At 37.5% G+C, this 25,024-nt stretch carries 23 protein-coding genes; 14 read left to right on the top strand and 9 right to left on the bottom strand.

The features are described from left to right. Positions 1-214 precede the first annotated feature (214 nt). From VB715_RS08290 to pstB, 4 genes are read left to right on the top strand one after another with little or no spacing between them, the layout of a single operon-like run. Positions 215-1,153, top strand: coding sequence for a PstS family phosphate ABC transporter substrate-binding protein (locus tag VB715_RS08290; protein ID WP_323300726.1), 939 nt, complete (start codon positions 215-217; stop codon positions 1,151-1,153). Between the two features lie 3 nt (positions 1,154-1,156). Next, entirely contained in the window at positions 1,157-2,086 is a 930-nt protein-coding gene (pstC, locus tag VB715_RS08285) for a phosphate ABC transporter permease subunit PstC (RefSeq protein WP_323300725.1), read from the top strand. 4 nt (positions 2,087-2,090) lie between these two features. After that, positions 2,091-3,053, top strand: coding sequence for a phosphate ABC transporter permease PstA (pstA, locus tag VB715_RS08280; protein ID WP_323300724.1), 963 nt, complete (start codon positions 2,091-2,093; stop codon positions 3,051-3,053). Continuing rightward, on the top strand, positions 3,047-3,844 hold the full coding sequence (pstB, locus tag VB715_RS08275) for a phosphate ABC transporter ATP-binding protein PstB (protein ID WP_323300723.1): 798 nt from the start codon (positions 3,047-3,049) through the stop codon (positions 3,842-3,844). The genes pstA and pstB overlap by 7 nt, the downstream gene beginning before the upstream one ends. Positions 3,845-3,924: 80 nt before the next feature. Here the strand turns inward: pstB and VB715_RS08270 are convergent, their stop codons facing one another. Together VB715_RS08270 and VB715_RS08265 are read right to left on the bottom strand one after the other, a co-directional pair. Beyond that, positions 3,925-4,551, bottom strand: a complete 627-nt coding sequence (locus VB715_RS08270) for a CBS domain-containing protein (RefSeq protein WP_323300722.1) — start codon at positions 4,549-4,551, stop codon at positions 3,925-3,927. 24 nt (positions 4,552-4,575) lie between these two features. Next, positions 4,576-5,148, bottom strand: coding sequence for a Uma2 family endonuclease (locus VB715_RS08265; RefSeq protein WP_323300721.1), 573 nt, complete (start codon positions 5,146-5,148; stop codon positions 4,576-4,578). Between the two features lie 149 nt (positions 5,149-5,297). On the opposite strand from VB715_RS08265, the gene VB715_RS08260 reads away from it, so the two are divergent. Further along, positions 5,298-5,777, top strand: coding sequence for a hypothetical protein (locus tag VB715_RS08260; protein WP_323300720.1), 480 nt, complete (start codon positions 5,298-5,300; stop codon positions 5,775-5,777). Between the two features lie 44 nt (positions 5,778-5,821). Here VB715_RS08260 and VB715_RS08255 read toward each other — a convergent pair whose 3' ends face one another. Then, on the bottom strand, positions 5,822-6,754 hold the full coding sequence (locus tag VB715_RS08255; RefSeq protein ID WP_323300719.1) for a tetratricopeptide repeat protein: 933 nt from the start codon (positions 6,752-6,754) through the stop codon (positions 5,822-5,824). Between the two features lie 303 nt (positions 6,755-7,057). On the opposite strand from VB715_RS08255, the gene VB715_RS08250 reads away from it, so the two are divergent. The 7 genes from VB715_RS08250 to VB715_RS08220 all read left to right on the top strand — a co-directional run bounded on the left by VB715_RS08250 (position 7,058) and on the right by VB715_RS08220 (position 15,981). Continuing rightward, positions 7,058-8,755: a hypothetical protein gene (locus tag VB715_RS08250; protein WP_323300718.1), complete on the top strand. Its 1,698-nt coding sequence runs from the start codon at positions 7,058-7,060 to the stop codon at positions 8,753-8,755. A gap of 137 nt (positions 8,756-8,892) precedes the next feature. Continuing rightward, complete coding sequence (locus tag VB715_RS08245; protein ID WP_323300717.1) at positions 8,893-9,594, top strand: SDR family oxidoreductase; 702 nt, start codon at positions 8,893-8,895, stop codon at positions 9,592-9,594. 47 nt (positions 9,595-9,641) lie between these two features. After that, positions 9,642-10,718 (top strand): glycosyltransferase family 4 protein, encoded by a 1,077-nt coding sequence (locus VB715_RS08240; RefSeq protein WP_323300900.1) that lies wholly within the window; start codon positions 9,642-9,644, stop codon positions 10,716-10,718. 401 nt (positions 10,719-11,119) lie between these two features. Beyond that, positions 11,120-14,437, top strand: a complete 3,318-nt coding sequence (locus VB715_RS08235; RefSeq protein ID WP_323300716.1) for an efflux RND transporter permease subunit — start codon at positions 11,120-11,122, stop codon at positions 14,435-14,437. Positions 14,438-14,666: 229 nt separating this feature from the next. Next, positions 14,667-14,888, top strand: coding sequence for a hypothetical protein (locus VB715_RS08230; RefSeq protein ID WP_323300715.1), 222 nt, complete (start codon positions 14,667-14,669; stop codon positions 14,886-14,888). A gap of 416 nt (positions 14,889-15,304) precedes the next feature. Continuing rightward, a complete protein-coding gene (locus VB715_RS08225) occupies positions 15,305-15,574 on the top strand; it encodes a hypothetical protein (protein WP_323300714.1) in 270 nt (89 codons plus the stop codon). A gap of 209 nt (positions 15,575-15,783) precedes the next feature. Next, on the top strand, positions 15,784-15,981 hold the full coding sequence (locus tag VB715_RS08220; RefSeq protein WP_323300713.1) for a hypothetical protein: 198 nt from the start codon (positions 15,784-15,786) through the stop codon (positions 15,979-15,981). A 138-nt stretch (positions 15,982-16,119) separates the two neighbouring features. Here the strand turns inward: VB715_RS08220 and VB715_RS08215 are convergent, their stop codons facing one another. The 4 genes from VB715_RS08215 to VB715_RS08200 all read right to left on the bottom strand — a co-directional run bounded on the left by VB715_RS08215 (position 16,120) and on the right by VB715_RS08200 (position 19,695). Then, complete coding sequence (locus VB715_RS08215; protein WP_323300712.1) at positions 16,120-16,938, bottom strand: DUF6515 family protein; 819 nt, start codon at positions 16,936-16,938, stop codon at positions 16,120-16,122. A 45-nt stretch (positions 16,939-16,983) separates the two neighbouring features. After that, a complete protein-coding gene (locus VB715_RS08210) occupies positions 16,984-17,763 on the bottom strand; it encodes a DUF2092 domain-containing protein (protein ID WP_323300711.1) in 780 nt (259 codons plus the stop codon). A gap of 197 nt (positions 17,764-17,960) precedes the next feature. Further along, positions 17,961-19,100 (bottom strand): class I SAM-dependent methyltransferase, encoded by a 1,140-nt coding sequence (locus VB715_RS08205; RefSeq protein ID WP_323300710.1) that lies wholly within the window; start codon positions 19,098-19,100, stop codon positions 17,961-17,963. Between the two features lie 73 nt (positions 19,101-19,173). Then, the gene (locus VB715_RS08200) at positions 19,174-19,695 is read right to left on the bottom strand and encodes a DUF1499 domain-containing protein (protein ID WP_323300709.1); all 522 of its coding nucleotides are present in this window, start codon (positions 19,693-19,695) and stop codon (positions 19,174-19,176) included. Between the two features lie 101 nt (positions 19,696-19,796). Between VB715_RS08200 and VB715_RS08195 the strand changes: the two genes are divergently transcribed. Then, complete coding sequence (locus tag VB715_RS08195) at positions 19,797-20,006, top strand: hypothetical protein (RefSeq protein WP_323300708.1); 210 nt, start codon at positions 19,797-19,799, stop codon at positions 20,004-20,006. Positions 20,007-20,107: 101 nt separating this feature from the next. On the opposite strand, the gene VB715_RS08190 is transcribed toward VB715_RS08195, so the two are convergent. After that, positions 20,108-20,869: a tetratricopeptide repeat protein gene (locus VB715_RS08190; RefSeq protein ID WP_416336916.1), complete on the bottom strand. Its 762-nt coding sequence runs from the start codon at positions 20,867-20,869 to the stop codon at positions 20,108-20,110. Between the two features lie 333 nt (positions 20,870-21,202). Here VB715_RS08190 and VB715_RS08185 point away from each other — a divergent pair, with 333 nt between their 5' ends. Continuing rightward, on the top strand, positions 21,203-22,210 hold the full coding sequence (locus tag VB715_RS08185; RefSeq protein ID WP_323300706.1) for a CHAD domain-containing protein: 1,008 nt from the start codon (positions 21,203-21,205) through the stop codon (positions 22,208-22,210). A gap of 60 nt (positions 22,211-22,270) precedes the next feature. On the opposite strand, the gene mutS is transcribed toward VB715_RS08185, so the two are convergent. Beyond that, positions 22,271-24,919: a DNA mismatch repair protein MutS gene (gene mutS, locus VB715_RS08180; protein WP_416336919.1), complete on the bottom strand. Its 2,649-nt coding sequence runs from the start codon at positions 24,917-24,919 to the stop codon at positions 22,271-22,273. Between the last annotated feature and the right edge of the window lie 105 nt (positions 24,920-25,024).

Raw genomic sequence — 25,024 nt, 5'->3', positions numbered from 1 at the left:
TAGTCATAAATTTACCCGTTTGTTGCCCTCAACGGAGAAAATTTTTCAGGTAAAAATTAACAACGTATTAAGAAACAATTAATGAATATTTATTTGCTAAAGTTTAATCGTTTATTTACTTATTATTAACCCTATTAGACAGTTTATTTGAAATAATAGATCCGGCTTACATCTAGCCAATAAGTTCAATCTCAAAGCATAGGATAGTCAAGCAATGAACTTTAGAATCAATCGTTGGCTTTTCGCTAGTGCATTTGCCCTAGGTTTAGCCTTAGTTAGTTTGACCAATATTCCGGTTAATTCTCAAGGTCGTGCAGTCATTAAAATTGATGGTTCGAGTACGGTTTATCCCATTACTGAAGCTGTCGCTGAGGAGTTTCAAAACAAAAAACGGGGTGCTGTTCAAGTAACAGTAGGTATCTCTGGAACAGGGGGCGGGTTTAAGAAATTCTGTTCTGATAATAATGCTGTTAAGACCGACATTTCTAATGCTTCTCGACCCATCAAAGATAAAGAGAAGGAAATGTGTAAAGCAGCAGGAGTTAAGTATTTAGAAATTCCTGTTGCTTATGACGCAATTACCGTTGTAGTCAAAAAAGATAACCCTTTAACTAATATTACAACGGCGGAACTTAAAAAGATGTGGGAACCCGCAGCTACAAAAAAAATCATGAAATGGAAGCAGGTAAATTCCAGTTGGCCTGATGCGCCTTTAAAGCTTTATGGCCCTGGTGCTGACTCAGGAACCTTTGATTATTTCACCGAAGAAATTATGGGTAAATCGGGAGACAGTCGCACTGATTATACTCCTAGTGAAGATGATAATGTGTTAGTTCAAGGGGTTGCTAATGATAACAAAGCCTTGGCGTATTTTGGGTTTACTTACTACGAAGAAAACGAAAATAAACTCAAAGCGTTAAAGATTGATGGGGTTGCTCCTTCATCTAAAACAGTCAGTGATGGGACTTATAAACCTTTAGGTCGTCCTATTTTTATTTACGTTAATCTTGAAGCTGCAAAAAGCAAACCTGCTGTTAAAGAATTCGTACAATACTATTTAGACAATGCGCCTAAATTAGTCAAAGAAGTGCGTTCTATTCCTCGCACCGACTATCAAGCTCATAAGCAGAAGTTTACTCAAGCTATTCGCTAAATTATGACACAACCTTTGTCTAAGGAAATTCATCAAGGGCAGATTTCTTCTCGTTTTATCCGCAATTTGTGGGAGAAAGTTATAGAGTTTGCCCTTTTTATCGCAGCTTTTTCTTCTGTTGCTACTACCTTTGGCATTCTGGATATCTTAGTAACAGAATCTTGGCATTTTTTCCAACAAGTTCCCATCATTCAGTTTCTCACCGATACGGAATGGACTCCTCTATTTAGTGACAAACATTATGGCATTTTGCCATTACTATCAGGCACCTTAGTCACCTCAACAGTCGCCCTTTTACTGGCAATTCCTTGCGGGACTATTGTGGCGATTTATTTGAGTGAATTTGCCTCACCTAAATTAAGAGAATGGGTTAAGCCAAGTTTAGAATTATTAGCATCTATTCCCACCGTGGTTTACGGCTATTTTGCCTTATTAGTTGTCACTCCTTTGCTACAAAAACTATTAGCAGATTTGCCTACATTTAATATGTTAAGTGGTGGATTAGTGATGGGATTAATGATTCTTCCCCTAATAAGTTCAATTAGTGAAGATGCCATGCGAGCAGTTCCAACTTTTTTACGAGAAGGTTCTTATGCAATGGGTGCAACCCGTCTTCAAACATCCTTAAAAGTGGTTTTTCCCGCCGCTATTTCTGGTATTGGAGCCGCTTATATTTTAGGTGCTTCCCGTGCAGTTGGTGAAACAATGATTGTGGCGATTGCTGCAGGTTTATTACCTCAATTTACCCTAAATCCTCTCGAACAAGGTGCAACAATTACTGCTTATATTGTACAAGTAAGTTTAGGGGATTTACCCTATGGAACCCTAGAATATCAAACAATTTTTGCTGCTGGATTAACCTTAGTCTTGATGACGTTACTGTTAAATATAATCGGTTATTTTTTGGCTAAACATTATCGAGAAATTTATTAATTGTATGTCTCAAGCAAAGTTAACTCAAATTCGTTCTGAAATCTCCCGTCGTCAACTCATTGATAGTTTATTTGCTATTTTTGGGTTATTGATAATTTTTGTGGCAACCTTCATTTTATTGGGGTTAATTTTACAAATTGTCATTGAAGGAATTCCCCGTTTAACCCCTCAATTTTTTACCTCTTTTCCGAGCCGTAAAGCGGAAAATGCGGGCATTCTTTCTGCTTGGGTAGGAAGTAGTTTAGTAATGTTCGTAACTGCGGTAGCTGCAATTCCTATCGGGTTAGCATCTGGTATTTATTTAGAAGAATATGCCCGCAAAAATTGGTTAGCTGCCATCATTGAAATTAATGTCACTAACTTAGCTGGTATTCCTTCCATTATTTACGGTTTATTAGCATTAGGATTATTTGTTTATCGTTTGGAATTGGGTCAGAGTATTTTAACCGCAGGATTAACCTTAGCTTTGCTAATTTTACCTGTTGTTATTGTTACTACCCGTGAGGCAATTCGGGCAATTCCTACTAGCTTAAGAGAGGCAGCTTTTGCCGTAGGAGCAACGAAATGGCAAACAGTCTGGGATCATATTTTACCCTATTCTCTAGGAAGTATTTTAACAGGAATTATCATCGGATTAGCCCGCGCAATTGGCGAAACTGCTCCGGTTATTACCATTGGTGCATTAACATTTATTGCCTTTTTACCGGAGTCACCTTTTGATAGCATTTTCCCTTTTATTCCTCTGCAAAATACCTTTCCTTTCTTTAACTTTCAACAGTTTTTTGCTTGGTTAAATGCTCCATTTACTGTATTACCCATTCAAATGTTTGCTTGGGTATCTCGTCCTGAACAAGAGTTTCAAATCAATGCTGCTGCTGCGGGAACAGTTTTATTAATGATGACTCTTGGCATTAATGGGTTAGCAATTTATTTACGTTATCGTCTACGTCAAGGAATCAAATGGTAGAGCATTTTTCTAATAATTCAGCTAATTTAGAGAGCGTTAATTCTAAAGCAGAAGTCAAAAATTTTAATTTTTATTATGGTGATTTCCATGCCATTAAAAATGTTAATTTAACTATACCTGAGCAAAAAATTACTGCTTTAATTGGCCCATCTGGTTGCGGAAAAACAACCTTACTCCGATGTTTTAATCGCTTACATGATCTCTATCCAGGAAATCGTTATGATGGGGAAATTAGAGTTGATTCTTTAAATATTTTAAGCCCTACTGTTGACCCGATTGAAGTGAGAATGCGAGTCAGTATGGTCTTTCAAAAACCTAATCCTTTTCCTAAGTCAATTTATGAAAATGTTGTCTATGGACTGCGGGTAAGGGGTGAAAGAAATCGCAGTATTCTTGATGAAAAGGTAGAAAAAGCATTACAAGATGCTGCTTTATGGGATGAGGTAAAAGATCGCCTAAATACCTCTGCTTATGAGTTATCTGGGGGACAACAACAAAGGTTGTGTATTGCCAGAGCATTAGTAACAGAACCGGAAATTGTTCTTTTTGATGAACCGACATCAGCACTTGATCCTATTGCCACTAATAGTATTGAACAATTAATGAGTGGACTGCAACAAAAAGTGACTATGATTATTGTCACTCACAGTATGCAGCAAGCGGCGAGAATTTCTGATTATATTGCGTTTATGTATTTAGGAGAAATGGTAGAATCTGGACTAACTGAGGAGATTTTTGATAGTCCTTCTCAAGATAGAACGAAAGATTATATTAGCGGTAGAATAGGTTAATTTTAGGTTACTAATTACCTTATAGTAGGGGTCAACGGCCATTCACCCCTACCATTTTTCTAGTTTGCCCCTAGGACTTTTTAGCCACTACACCAATTATCTAAGGATAATGCTTCTGTGGCTTCAGGATATTCTTCTAAATATTCTTGTAAGGCAGTTTTGTTAGGCTTTTTACCCTCTTTAAATGCCGCTTCTGCTTGCAATTCTTCTACTAAAAGCCAGGCTTCTTGACATCTTTGAGAATCATGAGAAAATTCTTGACAAATATGACGTGCTTCTCTTGTTTTTTGTTCAATTTCTTGGATTAATATTTTTTCTCTAGGGTTATCTAAAAAATCACTTTTACTTAAAATATCGGTGACAGAAATAATGCCTATAAGTTCATCTTTTATGACGGGAGCGCAACGAATTCCTGTATTTTTAAAGAGTCTGGCTACATAATTAATGTCTAAGTTAGGATTAACGACAATACAGGGTTTAGTCATAATTTCATAAACTCTGATTTTTTGTGGATCTTTTCCATAAGCTATAACTTCATTGATAATATCAGTTTCAGTAATAATTCCATAGGCATCTTCAGGATAACGACGATCTACAATTAAGGTACGGATTACCTTTTCTCGCATTAATTTAACAGCCTGTAAGATGGTTGCTGAACTGCGAATTTTAACAACATCTTGGGTCATAATATCAGCAACTTTAATCATAATATTTTCTCAATGATTTGATAATTAATAGTTTCCAGCTTCTAAGACTTTTTGAACTGTTAGAGATAATTCAGTAAAAATTTTTGATTGAATTTTTTGGTCATTGGTTAAGTTAGTTTCTTCGTAGAGTCCCTCATCCAAGTAAAGAATAGATATTTTATTTTCTAAGGGATCAATAATCCAATATTCAGGTATTTCTAGGGCAGCATATTCTGAGCGTTTATAACGATAATCCCGTTTAATTGAATCAGGACTTACAATTTCTACTACTAATAAAGGTGAAGTTTGAGCAATGGCAGATTGATCGAGATATTCCCTAATTTGTTCGATAGGAATTACATAAATATCTGGTAATCGAGATTTACGCCATCCTGTTCTAATTCCTGCTTCTTTAAAACATAACCAAGGCAATTCAAGACGCTTAATTTCTGCTTTAAACATATCTTGAATAAAGTCAGCAATCAGTAAATGTCGAAAGGTAGGTGGGTTCATTAGCTCTAATTTTCCATCAACTAATTCATAGCGGTTGTCTGTGCCGTCATCATAGGTACAATAGTCTTCAAAACTGTATAGTTTTTCTGTGGTTTGTAGGGACATTTTAATTGATAGATTATTTAACTATATATAACTATTATGACATTAATTTGCTTAACTATTCAAGATTTTTACGTTTCTTAAATAATTTAAGTTAAACTCAGTTAATCTTTTATGATGAGAATAGAGATGGATAAATTTATTGTAAAAAAATGTCTGATTTTACAAAAGCCCAAGTATTTAGTGCATTATGCGTCCCTCTAGAAGACATTATTGATTGGGCAGTTTCTTTATTAATGATGGATTATGATAGTCCTAGTCTTCGTATTTTAGCAGGATTAACCCATGTCAATAATCGTCAAGAAATTACTTATTATGTCGATAAAACTCTACAAGAATTTAATGTTTATAAACTTGAAGGGAAAGCAGCAGTTCTTGCTTACACTGCCGTCCTTTTAAAAGACTTTATCAACGGCAAGATTTCTCAGGCTCAAGGGATTGGAGAAATTCATCAATTATGTTTAAATTGGGACTATTTAGAAGAAATTTTTGATTTTTATTTGCTTTGGAATGCTTTAGATGATTTCAGATATGATGATGTCCAGTTTTATTGGCCAAATGCAACAAAAGAAAATATTTCTAACATAATTAGAGAACAAGCTAAAAAGTGGCTAGAAACCTATAATTTATAATGTTAAATAATATCTGTAGGGTGGGCAATCCCCACTGACTTAATTTAAGCAATTAGGGTTTCATGAGATTGAGCAATAATCCGTTTTAGCTGCTGAATTAAACTCAGGGTTTCCTCATAAGCCATAATTTTCTCCTGTTGTTTATATTGTTCAATGGCTATCCGAAAATCCTGAAAAGCCGATGTTTGAAATCCTAAATTCTGCTCTACAATTCCTCGGTTAACATAAGCTGATGTTGACTGAGGGTTTAATTTGATGACTTCATTAAAATCTCTAAATGCTAATCGATAATTTTTACTTTTTTGATAGGCATAAGCTCGATTGTAATAAGCTCTATCATTGTATTTATCTAAAATAATGGCATGAGTTAAATCAGCGATCGCAGAGGAAAAATCCCCTAATTGTAAATGGACTAACCCCCGATCATAATAAATCATTGCTTTAGAAGATACTTCTTTTAATTGGTGAGATTGTAAAGCCTTCTCATAACCCTCTAAAGCACGATCATAGTCCTTTAATTGAAAATAAACTAAGCCTTGATTATAATAAGCACGATAATCAGTTTTATCTCGTTTAATCACTTCTTGATAAGCAGCTAAAGAGTCTGAAAAATTACCTAAGCGATAATTAGCCATTCCCTGATTCAAATAGGCTTCTATATTCTCGGAATTTAAGGCTAAAGCTTGAGTACAATCTTGTTTAGCTAACTGATTATTATTTAATTGTAAATGGGCTAAACAGCGATTGGTATAAGCCGCCCCTATTAAGGGATAATCTTCATTAATGACTTGTGTAAAATGCCAGATCGCTTGTTGATAATTTTCCTGGTTAAGATGAGCAATGCCTTGATAAAATAGTTGAGAATCTTGAGACTTTTGAGACAAAGTTGAATTAGCTTGTGCTGAAAATCCGACACAAAATAAAACGGTGATTAGCAAGATAATAAACTTCAGGAAGTCATGAGAATAATTTTTCATCATCTTAGCCTCAACTAGATTTGGCAACAAATAATTATCATCCTAGAAAATTTATCCAGATATTACCAAAGACAGTCTGTCAAAGATTGAGAAAAGATTAAAGAATAAAAATCTATTTATTTTTGAAATAATGTTAATAATCCTTGATTTTAAAAGAAAAAAATACTACTATATAAAAAGATAAATTCAATTAAATTTCTCTAAAGTTATCTAATGCTCGTTATGGACAAAGAAGATAATTTATCATTTTTTGCCCTTTTCAGGCATAATAAAAAGCAATTGAGTCGCCCCTAAGCAAGCGCAATGTCATCTTCTGATCATAGTCCCTATAAAAGCAGACTCTTTAACTTTCTGAACCGTCAATCTCTACGATGGCGCGATCGCCTATTTCAGTCCGCGCAACACCTCAGAATAGCTGTGGAATGGGGAACACAAATCCTGATTTACCCCATCTATCTTATGGTACAAGCGGGACGCAGCACCAAAAAACGGCTAGGAAACACCTTTAAACAAGCTGTCTTACCCCATCAAACCATAGAGGCACCCCAACAGGTTGATCGTCCCCTCAAACGGCTTTTAGAAGAGGCGGAACGATGCTTAGAGGAGACAGAGATCTTAAATGAGCAAAATCAGGAAAATGCTCCATATTTAAGCAATTTAACCCGAAAAATACGCCAAAAAATTCAGGAATCTCTCTCAGATCCCGATGCTATTCTCAACAGTTTAGAAAATAACTCGATTGACTTACCTATTCTCATCCAAGGAATGGCCAGTGAGATCAACAATCATCATTTAGTCTTAGTCACCGAAGATAACAGCACCCTAGATATTTTGTCTGAGTCCCAACAAATCTATTTACAGAGACAAATTAGCCTAGAAATCGCTAATTATTGGTACGATTTAAAACAAAGCCAAACTCAGGAAAAATTAGGATTAATCCCGACATTTTCCCAACGTCAAGAGCAAGTATTACCCCCTATTCGTTGGTTTTGGCAGATTATGCGTTGGGTGCAAACCAGTCCCGTTGCGATCGCCATTGATCTCTTTGGAGAATCATCTCTTGTCCCCTCTTCTCAAGTCACTTCCTCCACCTCAAGTGAAACTTTCCCCTTATTGACGCAACTGGATGATCAATTAGCTAACTGGGAAAAAACAATTCCAGAAACATCTTCAGATAAGTTAGGACAACTTAAAAATATTATTCAACAGGCGATCGCTTACTTTTTTGCTAAAACTTCTCAACAGAAATTATCTTCTTCTCCAGACAGCAACCCTTCATTAATAGAGGGTTCAGAGTCCATTCAGGTATTAGAAAAACCCTGGCAAATCCTGGAAAAATGGGGAGTAAACCCAGAAAAAAAAGCTAATTCGTCCCTAAATGCTGATAATTCCGATCCATTTTCTTTGCAAGTTTTAATTTATGCAGCCATTGATTACTTTTTTGGTAAAACTTCGAGAAATAGTCAATTAAAACAAAAGCAATCCGATAAAATATTAACATCAGCTAAGGCTTCTCAAGAGGGATTTAATAGTGAAAAGATAGACGATCCTTGGTTGTCTTGGGATGATTTATATGGGGAAAATTCTTCTATTTTAGAGGATATCCCTAACCCGATTTCTCCGGCATTTTTACCCCAGTCTGAAAAGTTACCCAAAAATCCGATAAAATCTTTAAAGAAAAAGATTGAACGTCAATTAGCCCCCCCAAAATCCTCTAAATCTTTAACTAAGAGTCAATCAAATTTAAAAGGAATTACTGCCCCTAAAAAAGTTAATAAATCTCTCGTTAAACCATTTTCTAATCCCTCATCAATTATTCAACCTTCCCCTAAAAATAAAATAGAGCAAGTCTCATCAGACTGGGTAGAAACTGAAGCCAAGTCAACCGGATATATCAAACATCCATTAGTTAGGGTCTTAGAATGGTTTGATTTAATCATTCATCGCTTAGAAGAATGGGGCGCAAAATTATGGCGATGGTTAGGAAAATTAAGATCTTAAAATTGGCTATACCGAACCTACTATGTAAAACTATTAGGTCGGTATTGATTTAGCATAACAAGTTCTGAATATCAAAGAGAGAAAAACAGAAATCGTAGTATCATTCAATCTAGTTAAAACTATTTGGGAGATCTGGGGTGACGAAAAAAGCGATTGTAATTACAGGTGGTAGCAAAGGAATTGGTCGGGCAATTTTGGAAAAATTTGTCAGTGAGGGCTTTATTCCCTTGGTTTGTTCCCGAAAATCCTCTCATTTAGAAGCCCTGAAAGCCCAATATCCTGAGATAGAGTTACATTGTTTTGCTGCTGATTTATCCCAAAAAAGTGAAGTAAAACGGTTTGCCCAATTTATTCAAGATACAGGTTTAATGATTGATGTACTGGTGAATAATGTCGGGTTATTTATTCCAGGACAAATCTACGATGAACCAGAGGGAAATCTAGAATTAATGATGCAAACTAATGTCTATAGTGCCTATTATCTCACCAGGGAGTTGATAGAACCATTTATGAAACAAAAACAAGGACATATTTTTAATATCTGTTCAGTGGCTAGTTTAATTCCCTATCCTAAAGGTAGCTCTTATACGATTACTAAATTTGCTCTCTTAGGCTTTTCTAAGGTGCTGCGGGAAGAATTAAAACCCCATAATATTAAAGTAACCGCTATTTTGCCCAGTGCGACCATAACCGATAGTTGGCAAGGGACAGATTTACCGCCTGAGCGTTTTATTCAACCCGAAGACGTGGCCGATCTTGTTTATGCCTGTTATAATCTATCTCCCCATTGTGTACCAGAAGAAGTTTTGTTACGTCCCCAAGCAGGGGATATAATGTAAGGGGGGAGCAATCGTCATTTTTCTGAATTTTCTAGGTTAATCTTGAAATTATGCTTAAAATTCTGTTTGCGGCTACCTCAGTGGGCTTTTTGGGGTCTGGTTTTGGTGGAGGGGCAGAACTCACCTTATATAATATTGCCACGGCATTGCGACGGCGGGGTTATGAAGTCGAAGTAATGGCCGCTGCGGGATCTAAATTGCCAGACATTCCCGTGATTGAAATTGAAGGTAACGTACAAATTCCCGCCCAAACCCAAGATCGAGACAGCCCCATAATTTTGCCCCCCAATTCCCTCTTGGCTAATATGTGGGAATATGCGCGATCGCAACAAAATCGCTATGATTTGATTCTTAATTTTGCCTACGATTGGCTTCCCCTCTATCTGACTCCCTTTTTTCAATGTCCCGTGGCTCATATTATTGTCATGAGTTCGATTTCTCGATTTATGGATGAGGCGGTGATTAAAATTGCTCATGAATATCCTCTACAGGTGGCTTTTTATACTCAAGCCCAAATCGAGACATTTGGCTTAAAGAATGTGCGCCTCTTATCCAATGCCATTGACGTAGAGTCTTATCGCTTTTCTCCGACTGCCAAAAATCAATTGGCTTGGGTGTCGAGAATTTCTCCCGAAAAAGGCTTAGAAGATGCGATCGCTGCCGCCCAACAGGTTAAAATGCCCTTGAAAGTGATGGGGATGATGCAAGATCCTGACTATTGGCAAGCTATCTGTAATAAATATCCCGATGCTGATGTAGAATACTTAGGCTTTCTCCCTCAACCAGCCTTACAGGAAGCGTTAGGTAGTTGTAAGGGGATGTTGATGACCCAAAAATGGGTAGAGGCTTTTGGTAAGGTAGTAATTGAAGCCTTAGCCTGTGGGGTTCCTGTTCTTGCTTATCGACGAGGTGGCCCCGCAGAAATTATTCAAGATGGAAAAACAGGATTTTTGATTGAACCAGATAGTATTACCGACTTAGTGGCCAAGATTCCCCGTTTAGATGAGATTAACCGTCAAACTTGTCGTCTTCAGGCAGAAGATGAATTTTCTTTAACCGCTATGGGCGATCGCGTTGAACGTTGGATTCAAGATCTTCTTTTAGCGAGAAAGAGAAATCGTTAAAATAACGACTTCTCCCCAAAAACAATGACCCCTCACACCCAACACACCGCATCTGAAGATAACTTGTAGAGGCAGGTGTTAGCCGAAGACAGTACGGTTATCGTGTTTATCTGCGTTTTGCCCTTAATATCAATTTAGCTTGGAAACTTGAGGATGTCAGTCCCATAAATAAGGGAAATCTTGGGACTAATTAAGAGAACGTTACAGGAAAAAAGTGGAAACCAAGAGAAATAAATAGCTTGTTGGGGTTTGGTAATCTATTGGTATTAACTTCGGGACAAGCTGGGAGGGAGGGAGTAATTTTTATATATTTCTTACCTTAATTGGGATAATTATTCAGATTATCTCCTACAATCATACTAAAATTAGTTTTTCGCCAGTCCTTCAGCGATCAAGGATTTATGTTACTTTCCTTATCAAACGCCTTTATTAAAAGACCAGTTTTAAGTACCGTCTGCACCATTGTGATTGTGCTTTTGGGAACTATATCTATGGCCCTGTTACCATTGGATAAGTTGCCGGAAATTGCACCGAAAAAGGTAGCGGTAACGGCCAATTATATTGGGGCAGATGCCAAAACGACTGAAGATAACGTTACCACTGTGTTAGAACGGGAAATCAACGGAACCGAACAAGTTAGATGGATTGACTCTTTTACCGATAATACGGGGAATGTTTCCGTTAACGTCACCTTTCCGACAGAAATTGATCGGAATACGGCGCAGGTACTTGTCCAAAACCGAGTTTCCCAAGCCCAATCTACTTTACCCTCGGTGGTTAACCAAGCAGGGATCAGAACCAATACTCAATCTCCCAGTTTAACCCTGGTTTATGGGTTTTATGCCGAAAATGGCCCCGATGGTAAACCCATTTATGATACAACATTTCTCTATAACTATGTCGATCGCTACATCTGGAATGAGATGAAAGGGTTGCCAGGGGTGGGTTCCGTTACTCTTTTTGGGGGTGCTAACTATGCCATGAGAATTTGGCTTGACCCCGATAAATTAGCGGCCAGAGGACTCACGGCGTTAGATGTGGTAGGGACGATTAATGAACAGAATTTTGAGGTAGGAATCGGCAGAATTGGGCAACAACCCGCTCCAAAAGACCAACAGTTTGAATTACCTTTGCGGGTTGCGGGACGATTTACCACCGTTGATGAAGCGGAAGATATGGTGGTCAAAGTAGGGGAAAATGGCACCTTAATCCGCATTAGGGATGTAGGCTATGCTGAACTGGGTATGGAAAACTATGACACCTTAGTGAATGTAGATGGTTCTCCAGGGGTGTCTTTTTTAATCTATCAATTACCCGGAAGTAATGCCTTAGAAACTGCTGAAGCTGCCAAGACCAAAATGGCTGAGTTAGAACCGAATTTTCCCCCTGGGTTAAAGGTGGTTATTGGGTTAGATAATACATTATTTGTCAATGCGTCTCTTAATGATTTAAGCATTACCTTAATTCAGGCGATCGCTTTAGTTGTGCTGGTGATCTTTGTCTTTCTTCAAGATTGGCGTACCACCGTTATTCCTGGTATTGCTATTCCTGTTGCGTTAGTAGGGGCAATGATCGGTTTAAATGCCTTTGGGTTCACCCTCAACCAGTTAAGTCTGTTTGCTTGTGTGTTAGCGACAGGGTTAGTGGTGGATGATGGGATCGTAATTGTGGAAGCGGTTTCGAGTAAGTTGGCCCAAGGAATGCGCCCCATGCAAGCAGCGATGGACTCCATGGATGAATTATTTGGGGCAACAATTTCGACCTCGGTGGTGTTGATGGCCGTATTTATTCCTGTTTGTTTCTTTCCAGGGACAACAGGTATTGTGTACCGTCAGTTTGCTTTAACCATCATCTTTGCGGTTATCTTTTCTACCTTCAACGCCCTAACTTTCTCCCCTACTATGGCGGCTATTTTATTAGGGCCACCGGAAGAACAACATGGCCCCTTAGCCCTGTTTTTTCGCTGGTTTAACCGAGGGTTTGATTTAATTCGGGAAGGGTATCGTCGCTTTATTTCCTTCCTTACCCATATCAAAATTATCATCATGGCGGCGTTTATTGGGGGATTAATTGCGACTTGGTGGATTTATACAACGATGGCATCAGGTTTTATTCCGGCCGAAGATCAAGGCTATTTTTTCGGCATTACGGAAGCACCTCCTGGAGTTTCCCTCAACTATACCTATGATATTGATCAGCAAACGACTAAGATTATTCAAAACATGGAAAATGCTGATCAAGTTTTAGATCATGTGATCAGCTTGACCGGATTTTCCTTTGAAGGAAGAAATGCTAATAAATCTCTGACCTTTATTAAATTAAGACCTTGGGAAGAACGCCCCGGCCCCCAAAAATCAGCCTTTGGTATTATTCAAAATCTTAATCGGGCCTTTGCTCAACAAGTCTCAGGAGCAAGGGTTTTTGCTACAAATGCGCCCCCAGTTGATGGTTTAAGTAGTTTTGATGGCTCAGAAATTTTTATCCAAGATCGTCAATTAAAGGGCATGGATGCTTTAATTGATAATACTCAACGAGTGATGGCGGCAGCGAATCAAAGACCAGAAATTGGGCGAACTTTTACCACGTTTACCTTTAATAGTCCTTTGATCACTATGTCTATTGATCGGGAACAGGCCAAAGCCCAAAATATTGACATTCAAGATATTTTAAGAACCCTACAAACCTATATTGGTTCTAATTATGTCAATCAATTTGTGTTTGAAGGTCGTCTCTATCGGGTCTATGCTCAAGCAAAAGCAGAAAATCGGGCCAACCCTGATGATATTGGCCGTTTGTATGTGCGATCGCGCAATGGGGAAATTGTACAATTAAGTAATTTAGTTACCCCTGAAAGAATTACCTATCCCCCCATTTTGACCCGTTTTAAAACCTATCCGGCGATTAAATTAATTGCCTCTCCTGCTCCTGGTTATAGTTCAGGACAGGTGATCAAAGTGATGGAAGAAGTAGCCAGGGAAACCTTACAACCAGGGTTTGGTTATGAATGGACTAACACCGCAGCAGAGGAAAAAAGCTCTGCGGGGGCTGCCCCTATCGTGTTTGGTTTAGCATTTGTCATGGTGTTTTTGGTCTTAGCTGCTCAGTATGAAAGCTATATTGACCCCATCATCATCTTATTGACGGTTCCCTTGGCTATTTTGGGCGCGTTGGGCATGATTTGGTTACGGGTGGCTTTTGTGCAAACTGCTCCTTTTAACCCTGGAAACGGCATCTGGCCCATTTTAAATAATAATATGTATGCTCAGGTGGCGTTGGTGATGTTGATTGGTTTAGCGGCTAAAAATGCCATTCTAATCGTGGAATTTGCTAACCAAGCTCGTGATTTAGGCATGAGTATTAGCCAAGGAGCCATTACGGCGGCTGAACAACGGTTACGCCCCATTTTGATGACGGCAGTTTCTTCTTTGGTGGGGTTTGCTCCCCTATTAAGTGCTTCGAGTGTGGGGGCAGTCAGTCGTTGGTCTTTGGGAACGGCAATTTTTGGGGGTTTGGCCTTAGCAACGGTGTTAAGTTTGGTGTTAGTTCCTATTCTTTATATTGTGATTAAAAACTTTGAAAAATATATTCTTGAAGGAGGTCAAAAACCGCCCACATCTCCAGGAGGTGGGGGAGGAAAAGGGAAAAAAATCCCTCCGACTCAACCCCAAGAAGAAGAAGAACCCACCCCGATTTTTAGGACATCTTCTGAACATGAGTAAATAAATTATCATCGGTAGAAATGTTATGGATAACGTCTCTACATCAAAACTTCAATCAAACAACCATTTAATTAAGGAGTAAATAACTAAAATGTTTAAAAAATGGACGTTTAATGATTGGATGAATCATCTACTGTTTGTCAGCACAATTTTGTTGTTAATTTATTCTTTTGTGTTTATGTAAATAGATGATAAAACATCAATTAAGAAATTTTTCAAGTCAACAATTATGAATATTAGAAAAGTTATTTTTGCTGGCATTATGACCGCACTTATTGGTGCAATGTTTGGTTTAGCTCTGACAAAAATAGCCCAAAGAGAACAAAGGAAAACCATTTTTCTCATTGGTGGTGCAGCATTAGGGTTTGTGATTGGTGCGTTTCAGGAATCAATTCAACAACAACGGAAATTGAAAGATGATGAATATCGAGACTCTGATTCAGAATTTTAATGTTGCATGGGAACAAAGTTTAATCATCTCTGGTCATGATTGCCAGGATGATCAAACATTCGTGAGTAAAGCCAGTCTGTTAAGTTTTGAAGCGTCGCCCTTCTAGCTACGCAAAATAAAAGTGTCTCCGTATACAGGGTAAGCCGTTGAATTGATCTTTTCACCCTTCATTGGCTACTCCTAAACCCCAGTTCAAGTTAATTCCTTGGACTGGTTTTTTTTACAATCATATCCGTAGGCTCAATTCATGAATTGAGCCTACTTCTGGGACTTTTGACCATGGCCTATCATAACCGGATTTGGTATCAGGTACGGATTACCCTCATTGTGAACTTTTGTAACTTTTCTTATGATCAAGTTAACACAACGTTACAGTTCATCAGTCTTTTTTGAGATTACCCTACCCCTTATCAACTATGTTTCCTAACCTTTTTGAAGCAACCCAAGAATATTGGCAACAGTTAGACCAGATCGAATCTCGTTACAAGCAAGGTCAAATATCTATAGAGGAAGTTGATAGAGAAGTTGAAAGGTTAATGAAACAACTGGGACAGAAACGGCGAGAAAGTCTGCATTTTTTCCGAGAAAGTTGGTCAAATTTGATTTCTACTCACGCAGAACTTCTGATAGGCTTGGTTTTCGTGCTTATCGTTGCTTATAGTTGGATGCTTACTATGGCCCATTAGACATCTCCAGAAATTAACCTCAAAACCTTGTATCATCGGGGTAAAATTTGGGCTTTTGGAGATGTCTATTAGAAAAAGTTCCACTTATTTCCACTTCGCAAGGGAGAAAGGGAACGGTTAAAACCCTTAATATACATAAGTTTTGGGACTGACATCACCCCTATTCACCTCATATATTGAAGGTAACAAGAGGAAACGAGGTCACGAAAATGTCTACCACCACCACCAACAACACCACCATCGTCCGCAACTACATCATTCTCGCCGCTACCATCATGTTCGCCTCAATGGGCTTAACCGATACATTTTTTGCTCCCACTCGTGCTGGACAACAAGATCGCTTAGATACCTATGGACAGGTTGTAAGTGCTGGAATGGTTGCCTATTCTCAAAAGCTTGGTCGTTAAACTCTATGAGTTCGGCCCTTTTCTCTTGTTCTTTCCCTGCCTTTTTGGTGGGGATTTTTTATCGCTTTGCTCGAAGTCAGAAGTTATAAGGGTTCTTTTCTCGATTCTCTATTTATTTAATTTCTGATACTGTTAAAATCATAATTTGACAACTCGATAAACCGTGCTGCCATTTTGATAGAATGGCTCATAATAAATGTCACTACAACTATAGTAAACAGTATTATTAACCTGAGTTTGGCTACAACCTTCTGGTAAGTAGGACACTACCGCACCAGTAGGGGGCGCAACCACGACATAAGAACTGCCAGTGGGTTCAAAATAGATGCCATCTGAATAAATATAAGACGTGGAACCCAGATAAACTGTGTCGTAATAAGGAGGAGGAGAAGCAACACTCGCACCAATGGCTAAACCCGTTGCTAAACCTGCCCACCCCCAAGCCGCAGGAACATAATAACCTCCTCCATACCAGCCACCTCTATAATAATTATCATCAATAAAATCTTGTCGATTTTGTTGTCTGTTTGTACTTTGTTCTTGACGAGTATTAGTTCTTTCTGTCTGTTGTTGTTGACGGGTATTAGTCCTCTCAGTTCGTTCTGTTTGACGTTCCTGCTGAGTCCCCTGACGAGTTTGTTGGTTCTGTTGAATATTACCTTGTCGAGTTTGTTGGTTTTGTTGAATATTACCTTGTCGAGTTTGTTGGTTTCCTTGACGAGTTTGAGAGTTTATAGAACGTTCAGAGGAACGTGACCCATTAAAATTACCGCGATTTTGCAAATTGACACTACTATTAACTCTAGAAGATGCACCCCCACCACCGCGATAGCTACTCCCTCCCCCACGACTACCACCTCCGCGACGTTGGGCGTAAGTTGCATCTACTGATAGTAAACTGGTCGCTAATAGAATAGCCACAAAAGTAATTAAAGATTGACGGAAAAAACGTTTCATGATTTTATCTCGTTGTTAGTGCTAAAATACAACTTTTATTTGTTTTTAATTTCCTTTATCGGAAGGCAAAAATTCAATCTGAAACGTATCTTCGGATGGGCTAAAAGTGAAGGTATCAGACCCGATTTCTGGCTTGAAATCCCAATTAGAAAACATAGCTGTATATTGTGGTGACTCTGGTAAATCTTTGTAAGTAATAATCGCTTTAAGCGGGACAAATGGTTCCTGTTGACTAATCCAAAGTTGAATATTTCTAGTTTCTCCAACCAACAAAATATGATAGGTTGATTCACGATTTACTAAACTAGATCCCAGATATAAAGATTCTTGAATTTCTGATTTAATAGCATTACAAGGATCACTAACAAATAGGTTAGACATGGGAATAGTAATGCCATATTTTTCCTCAATATTATTCACTGCTTCATCTAGATTAGAAGGCGCAGGTTTTGTTCCATAAAGATTCAAATTAGGATTAAATAAGGTGAAGTTTTTTCCATCATAATAAAAGCTGGTATTGCGTTGATCACCAACATAATCTGAACGCAATTGATTGGGTTTATTAACCAAAACTTTTTGATAAGCACTGTATTGAACTTTTTCTCCAGATTGCAAAATATTGTCATAGGTAATATCTATTTCAACCGTAAAAGTTGATCGCTCTTTAAGAAAATTACAGACTTTGTTTAAAAGTTCCTCTGTTGTTTTTACTCCGGTTGTGGATAATCTGAGAGATGTTGAAGGTTGAGCTACAGTTAAGGTGGGACTCAAAAATAAACTCCCACCAGTTATTAATAAACAAAGAACAATTTTTAAATGTTTCATTATCTTAATAAAACCTATCTAGTGCTTCTATTAGTAAATGCTTGAGATGTAAATGGTAACACAGTCTTCTAGGCTGTCTGTCAAAAGCAAGACTTGTACTGAGCTTAGAAAGCTATGCTAGTTGTAACTACATATTACAACAAAAAATGTTCTATTTATAAACTATTTTTAAGCAACGACATAAAACTTTAGACAAATTAAAAAGGTCGATTTAATCCTTTTAATGTTTGGGATTTTTGTTTTTCAGTTAAACTTTTTCCTTGAATTAAAACTTTAAATCCTCCTAACCCGGTGGGATCAATTAATTGATGTAAAGCATCTCGACGTTTGAAAATTTCTGGTAAACTATAGTTCCCATTAGATAATTCTGATAAGCGATTCCCTAATCCTAATGTCATTAAAAATAATCCTTGTTCTGTTAATCCTAATGTTTCTAATTCTAGCAATTTTCCTTGTTTTTCTAAAGCGGTAAAATCCACATGAGCCGTAATATCTTGTTGCCCAATATTGAGATAAGGATCATGATGATGACGATGTTTATAGTAACATTTTAATGTTCCTTGATAGCGTTGTGGATGGTAATATTTAGGGGCAGTATAGCCATAATCTATGGTTAATAAATAGCCTTTGTTGAGTTTATTATTAACAGTTTCTAACCAATCTAATGCCTTTAAATTGATTTCTGTTCGATAATTTTCAGGATAAGTATTATTAGGAAAATCAATCTCGATTAATTTAAAATAGTCTAATAATCTAGGGGTTGATAAATCTTGAATAATTTCTTTAATTTGATTATCTGCCCAAGTAACATATATTTCCTTTAATACTTGATTTTGAATGACTATCTGATGAACAGGAAAAGCATCAATTAATTCATTACTAAAAATACAGCCAATAATTGAGTTATCATTAATATCTTCCCAAGATGTCCAAGTAACTTTATCTACATCTTTAAGTAAGGCTTTTTGTTGTTCAATCAATCCCGTTGATTCTTCAATAATAACATAATTAAATTTATCATAAAAATCAGAATAATGTTTCTGCAAATAAGTTAGAATATCTGCGGCTAAAACTCCTGAACCTGCGCCAATTTCGACCAGAGTAAATCCCTCTTTCTCTGCCAAAATATCCGCCATTTCGATAAATTGCTCGGCTAGTAATTCCCCAAAATCTGACCCCAAAGAAGCAGCAGTAAAAAAGTCACCTTGGGAACCAATTTTCACCTGACCAGAACTATAATAGCCCTCTTGGGGATGATATAAAACTAAATTCATATAATCCGCAAAAGTAATACAATGATTCGGAGATTGTTTAATTGCTTCAATAATAAACTGCATAGTAATTATATGATAAGTTGAGTAGGGGCTTAACAATGTTAAGCCCGTAGATCATAAGGAGGGCATAATATTATTATGCCCCTACAGTCGTTTTAAATGCCTGTCTAATTTGTTCAATTCTTTGACGGTTTACCCCTAAATCAGATTCACCCAAACGAGAAGCTGAACGCACTTCTATTCTTCCTTGTTGGGAATTAACATAAAACTCAACATCATCAACAAATCCCATCCAAGGACTCGTAAATTGAGCATAAAGATAATCATCAGTCTCTGAAATAATTTGACTGCGCTCTTGTTGATTAATAATGGTTTTTAGCTTAGCGATCGCGTCTGAATTATCCCCCTGATAGGATAAGGGTTTAATCGAATGTTCTGCATCCTTACTTTGAGAACTGACACAATTTGGCGTATTAGGACAAGAGGCTAATTGTCCATTATTGCTCCCTAAATTATCCGGTATTGTCCCAGCAAAAATCGTAGGAACATCAGGAAAAATCAGTCTAGCACCGATCCAAATAATGACAATACCTAACAAAATAATTGTGGTTAATAGCCCACGATTCATAGACTTTGATGTATCTTTAGTAACAGACATAGCAAAATAACGGCTCAACAGTATCCGATTAACTTAAATTAACTTAACATTTAAAGGGGGCATTATTCACCCCAAATCTGAATCAAACCAGGAGGTTTAAAATGTTCTTCGACGAATTACAGCCAATTGTCAAAGAATTTGTCCAGCAACCCCTAGCGTTTACTGGGGGACTTGTCTCCGGTGCGCTTAAACTCAAACTGTCAGAAGATCCCTTAAAAGGTTGGCTCCAAAAGCAAGGACTGACCAATTTTACCTACACGGACAATACCAAAGATAATGGGTCTGGGCCTCAGGCCATTTCTATCGAGTAGTCGATAGGGGAATGCTTACGGGGGCGAAAATGCGGGAACGGGTTGAACTAAGGAAACAGAAATTACTGTTACCCGTTCCCCGTCCCCCGTTCCCTCCGAGACTACAGCCTCGGTAAAATGTTCTTAACTTGCTGAATTTGCTCTGTGCTAAATCCGGCCTCTGTGAGATGATCTAAAAAATTAGTTTGACGGTAACGACCATCTAAAGAGATAGCTTTATTATAAACTTCTTGGGCTAATTTAGTTTCTCCTTGCTGTTCATAAATTATGGCTAAAGCTACCCAAGGATGGGGGTTATAGGGTTCGAGAGATGTTGCTTTTTGAGCATGGGTTTGGGCTATGTCATATTGTTTTAGAAGATGATAAGCTAAACTTAGATTATAGTGAGCAATTTCATTATCTGGTTTTAAGGTAATCGCCTGGTTATGAATTTTAACGGCTTGCTCTAAATTATTATTCACCAAATAAACAATGCCCAAAGCATTCAAGGCAGGAACATGATTTTGATCGACAATTAAAGCATTTTGTAGGTTTTTTATGGCGGGTTCTGGCTGTTTTGCTAAATGATATGTCCATCCTAATAATACTAACCCAGATAGATTTTGAGGATCAAGGTTAACAGATTCTTCTAAGGTTTTGAGTGCCTCAGAAAATTGACCCTGTTGACGATATTTTAAGCCTAATTGTCGCAACTCAGCAGCTTTTTTTCGTTCTTCAGGAGATGCAGGAGAAACCGTCGGAGTTGGGGAAGGAATGACGATAGGAGATGACTCAATTTGAGGCGTGACAGAGGTTTTTTGACATCCCATAAGGGTAAATAGGATGACGCTTATAAGGGAAGACAGAAAGAGAAAATAATGCACTTTGCTACTAAGTTATACTAATTTCCTAAAGTCTAGCTACGCATTTTTGTAGGAGTCAACGGCCGTTGACTCCTACAACATCCACCTCTATAGTCCAAGTTGATGAAAATGGTATTACAAGTCTGATAAGGTGAAGTATTAGTATAGCTAATTAAACCCATAAATTCTAACCAGTCAAATACAGGGTTAAGTTCAGCTTAAAATTACTTAACTTTTCGATAACTTTTGGAATTTCATGGCTTAGAATGAAGATAAAGTAAAAGTTGATTAAGAGAAAACCCATCAAAGATATAGTACAACCTTTCGAGTAAAGTGTCATTAGGAGGTAGCAAAATGACGGAATATTTAGAACATGAACCGACAACCTTTGGTGACTGGGCCTATGTAGCGATCGCCAAACATTATCATAAATTTCTGAAGTATGAATTAGCTGTTTTAGAGGATAAAGATCCCGAAGAATTACATCAAATGCGTGTGGGAATGCGACGTTTAAGAAGTGCTATTAATGGATTTAATCCGGCTTTAGATTTACCGAAAAATGCTCAAGAAAAGAAGGTAGGCAACATTGCAAAAATATTAGGTAATTTACGAGATCTTGATGTTTTGGAAGATACTTTAGATAATAAATATTATCCAATTTTGCCATCGAAAGAACAAAAATATCTAGACCAAGTTTTATTGTATGTAACTAAACAAAGAAAGAAAGTTTTTAAAAGAGTAAAAAAACTGTTAAATAGCAAAAATTACCTAAAACTCAAAGAATCCTTTGAAAAGTGGTTAAATCAACCAAATTATCATGATATTGCTGCTATTTATATTCAGGAAATTTTAGCAGATCTTCTCTTACCTCAAGTCAGTCAATTTATGCTTCATTCAGGATGGGTTATTGGGGTTAAATTTAGAGAAGGGGAAGCATTTTTTCCTGATGGTTTATCTCAGGAAGCAGTAGAAACTTTATTAATGCAACAAGGTCTGATTTTGCATGATTTAAGGAAAGAAGCCAAACGAACCCGCTATAATATGGAACTATTTACGCATTTTTATGGGGATACATATCAAGATTATCTCACAGATATCAAAGATATACAAACAGTATTAGGAGATATTCAAGATAGTTTTGTTTTAGCTGAGTTTCTTGATAATGTGTTTGGTGATAATATCATAGAAAAGATGCCTATGTGTTCTCAAATTTTACGGGAAAACCGTTATCAGAAATGGCAAGAATGGGAAACTTTACAACGTAAATTTTTGAGTGCTAAAACGCGCAAAGACTTTCATCTTACAGTATTACAACCTACAGTAATTAAAGCTGAAGATGTTGTAGGGGTCAACGGCCGTTGACCCCTAGAAAAATATGTAGCTTGACTTTAGGAAATTGGTATTATTACGAGTGTATCAAAACTAATTCCCAAAAATATCTAATTGTTCAATTAATTCTTCTTGGGTTTTATTATCCTTAATAGGACTGACTTTTTTGATGCCTTTACGTAAACCTAAAGCTATTTTACTATGTTTTTCTATCTGATTCATTACCTGTTTAGCACGACTAATCACTGAAGGGGGTAAACCCGCTAATCTTCCCGCTTCTATACCATAAGATTTATCTGCACCCCCTGGACGAACTTGATGTAAAAAGATAATTTCATGGGCTAATTCTTGTACTGTAACTTGATAATTTGCCACATTACTAAGAATGGATGCAAGTTCATTTAATTCATGATAATGGGTGGCAAAAATAGTTCTGCCTTGAATTTCTGTTGCTAAATATTCCGCCACGGCCCAAGCAATAGAAAGTCCATCAAAGGTAGCCGTTCCCCTGCCAATTTCGTCTAACAAAATCAAGGATTTTTGAGTTGCATGATTGAGAATATTAGCCGTTTCATTCATTTCTACCATAAAGGTTGATTGTCCTGTGGCTAAATCATCCACTGCCCCCACACGGGTAAAAATGCGATCACTGATGCCTAATTTTGCAGAGGTTGCTGGCACAAAACTTCCGGTTTGGGCCATTAATTGAATCAGTCCCACTTGTCTTAAAAAACAGCTTTTTCCACTGGCATTTGGGCCCGTTAAAATAATTAAATCAGGGGTTCCTTCTCCTTGATTATCTCCCATAAAAGTTGAATTAGGAACAAATAAACCTGCGGCCAAAGATTGTTCAACAACGGGATGTCTACCGTCCTTAATTTCGATGAGTCTACCCTCAACCACTTCTGGACGACAATAGGCTTTAAAAACCGCAATTTCTGCTAATCCCGATAACACATCAACCGCAGCAACCGCTTTCGCAATTTGCCGAATTTCTTGGGCTTTCTGAGCCACTTTTAAACGCAATTCGACAAAAACATCATATTCTAATTTATTGAGGTCATCTTGTGCCGTTAAAATGCGGGTTTCTCGCTCTTTTAATTCAGGCGTGATATAACGTTCTTCATTGGTTAAGGTTTGTTTTCTTACATAATTATTCGGGGCCTGTTCTGCTTTACTACGAGGTAAACTTAAATAATAACCAAAGGTCTTATTATATCCGACTTTAAGATTAGGAACTCCTGTCCTTTGTCGTTCTGTTAATTCTAAATTGGCTAACCATTGACGATCATCTTGCAGACGATGACGCATGGCATCTAAATCAGCATTAATCCCATCTCGAATTACCCCCCCATCTTTTAAATGTAAAGGAGGAGATTCTACTAAATGATCAATCACATATTGACCAAGTTTTTCTAATTCAGGAGGAATATTTTGCAGGGCTTTTAAATAGGGTGAACTGCCTTCTTGGGCTAATTCAGCTAAGTCTTTTAACTTAACTAATGACTCTGCTAAGGATAATAAATCTCTGGCATTTGCTGTTCCTGCTCCTACTCTTCCACTAATGCGCTCTAAATCATAAATACCCCGTAATAACTGTCGTAAATCTTGTCTTAATGAGGGGTTTTCAAATAATTCTTGAATTGTATCCTGTCTCGCATTAATTCCTTTAATTGTGAGTAAGGGTTCTAATAACCAACGGCGTAATGCTCGTCCTCCCATCGCAGTACAAGTGCGATCTAATGCCCATAATAAAGACCCATGAAAACTTCCATCTCTTACGGTTTGAGTAATTTCTAAATTGCGACGGGTTTGATGGTCTAAAATAAGAAAGTCAACCTGATTATAAGTCCGTAAAAGTTGTAGGGGAACTTGATGGGCTTTTTGGGTATCTTCTATATATTCTAATAACCCTCCAGCTGCACGAATTGCTAGGGGTAAATGTTCACATCCCATCCCTTCTAAGGAGCGTACTCCAAAGGTAATTAAAAGTCTAGGTTTGGCTTCATTTAATGTAAAAATTGTTTGCGATCGCAGGGAATAACAAAAACAGTCGGGCAAAACTTCAGCTAAATACTCAGATTTCTCCCCAGGACGTAATAAACTATTCAGATCAGGGGCATTAGTGGGAATTAAAATTTCTGAGGGTTGTAAGCGTAATAATTCTAAGTTTAAATTTGATAATTCTTTTGATTGAGTTGTAAAAAATTCCCCCGTTGAAATATCAGCATAGGCAAGGCCCCAATGTTCCCCTGCAATGACAACAGCCGCTAAAAAATTGTTACGTTTTGCCGATAACATCCCGTCATCAGTTAAGGTTCCAGGCGTTAGTAATTTAGTAATTTGTCGGTCTACCATTCGCCCTTCAGCCGCAGCTTGAGCCGAGTCTTCTACTTGATCACAAATAACCACAGCGTAGCCTTTTTCTACTAATAAGCGACTATAACGATCTAAAGCATGATGAGGAACCCCTGTCATGGCAACCCGTCCAATTTCTCTACCCCCTTCTTTACTGGTTAAAGATATTTCTAATTCTTGAGAAATTGTGACCGCATCCTGAAAAAAACATTCAAAAAAATCCCCGACACGGTACATTAATAACGCATTAGGATATTGTCTTTTTACCGTCACATAATGTTGATTCATGGGAGTGAGTTTCTCAAAATCAAGGTGACGATAATCAGCGTGAGGATCTTTAGTTGTCGCAATTCTCTGGGTAGGGTTTTCTTCTGGGGAATTAATCATTGATAATCGTATCTGGAAACGACTTGTATTTATATTAAGTAAATTATAATCTATATTATTTATCTAATTAGGGGAGATGATTGACAGTTTACCTAATTATCC

It is taken from the genome of Crocosphaera sp. UHCC 0190, from assembly GCF_034932065.1.
Taxonomy (GTDB): Bacteria; Cyanobacteriota; Cyanobacteriia; order Cyanobacteriales; family Microcystaceae; genus UHCC-0190.
Note: the sequence above shows the minus strand (reverse complement) of the source record. Positions and strands in the feature narration are given on the sequence as shown.

Coding starts and splice junctions, on each gene's coding strand:
- VB715_RS08290 (WP_323300726.1), top strand. CDS start 215: ATGAACTTTAGAATCAATCGTTGGCTTTTCGCTAGTGCATTTGCCCTA.
- pstC (WP_323300725.1), top strand. CDS start 1,157: ATGACACAACCTTTGTCTAAGGAAATTCATCAAGGGCAGATTTCTTCT.
- pstA (WP_323300724.1), top strand. CDS start 2,091: ATGTCTCAAGCAAAGTTAACTCAAATTCGTTCTGAAATCTCCCGTCGT.
- pstB (WP_323300723.1), top strand. CDS start 3,047: ATGGTAGAGCATTTTTCTAATAATTCAGCTAATTTAGAGAGCGTTAAT.
- VB715_RS08270 (WP_323300722.1), bottom strand. CDS start 4,551: ATGATTAAAGTTGCTGATATTATGACCCAAGATGTTGTTAAAATTCGC.
- VB715_RS08265 (WP_323300721.1), bottom strand. CDS start 5,148: ATGTCCCTACAAACCACAGAAAAACTATACAGTTTTGAAGACTATTGT.
- VB715_RS08260 (WP_323300720.1), top strand. CDS start 5,298: ATGTCTGATTTTACAAAAGCCCAAGTATTTAGTGCATTATGCGTCCCT.
- VB715_RS08255 (WP_323300719.1), bottom strand. CDS start 6,754: ATGAAAAATTATTCTCATGACTTCCTGAAGTTTATTATCTTGCTAATC.
- VB715_RS08250 (WP_323300718.1), top strand. CDS start 7,058: ATGTCATCTTCTGATCATAGTCCCTATAAAAGCAGACTCTTTAACTTT.
- VB715_RS08235 (WP_323300716.1), top strand. CDS start 11,120: ATGTTACTTTCCTTATCAAACGCCTTTATTAAAAGACCAGTTTTAAGT.
- VB715_RS08230 (WP_323300715.1), top strand. CDS start 14,667: ATGAATATTAGAAAAGTTATTTTTGCTGGCATTATGACCGCACTTATT.
- VB715_RS08225 (WP_323300714.1), top strand. CDS start 15,305: ATGTTTCCTAACCTTTTTGAAGCAACCCAAGAATATTGGCAACAGTTA.
- VB715_RS08220 (WP_323300713.1), top strand. CDS start 15,784: ATGTCTACCACCACCACCAACAACACCACCATCGTCCGCAACTACATC.
- VB715_RS08215 (WP_323300712.1), bottom strand. CDS start 16,938: ATGAAACGTTTTTTCCGTCAATCTTTAATTACTTTTGTGGCTATTCTA.
- VB715_RS08210 (WP_323300711.1), bottom strand. CDS start 17,763: ATGAAACATTTAAAAATTGTTCTTTGTTTATTAATAACTGGTGGGAGT.
- VB715_RS08205 (WP_323300710.1), bottom strand. CDS start 19,100: ATGCAGTTTATTATTGAAGCAATTAAACAATCTCCGAATCATTGTATT.
- VB715_RS08200 (WP_323300709.1), bottom strand. CDS start 19,695: ATGTCTGTTACTAAAGATACATCAAAGTCTATGAATCGTGGGCTATTA.
- VB715_RS08195 (WP_323300708.1), top strand. CDS start 19,797: ATGTTCTTCGACGAATTACAGCCAATTGTCAAAGAATTTGTCCAGCAA.
- VB715_RS08185 (WP_323300706.1), top strand. CDS start 21,203: ATGACGGAATATTTAGAACATGAACCGACAACCTTTGGTGACTGGGCC.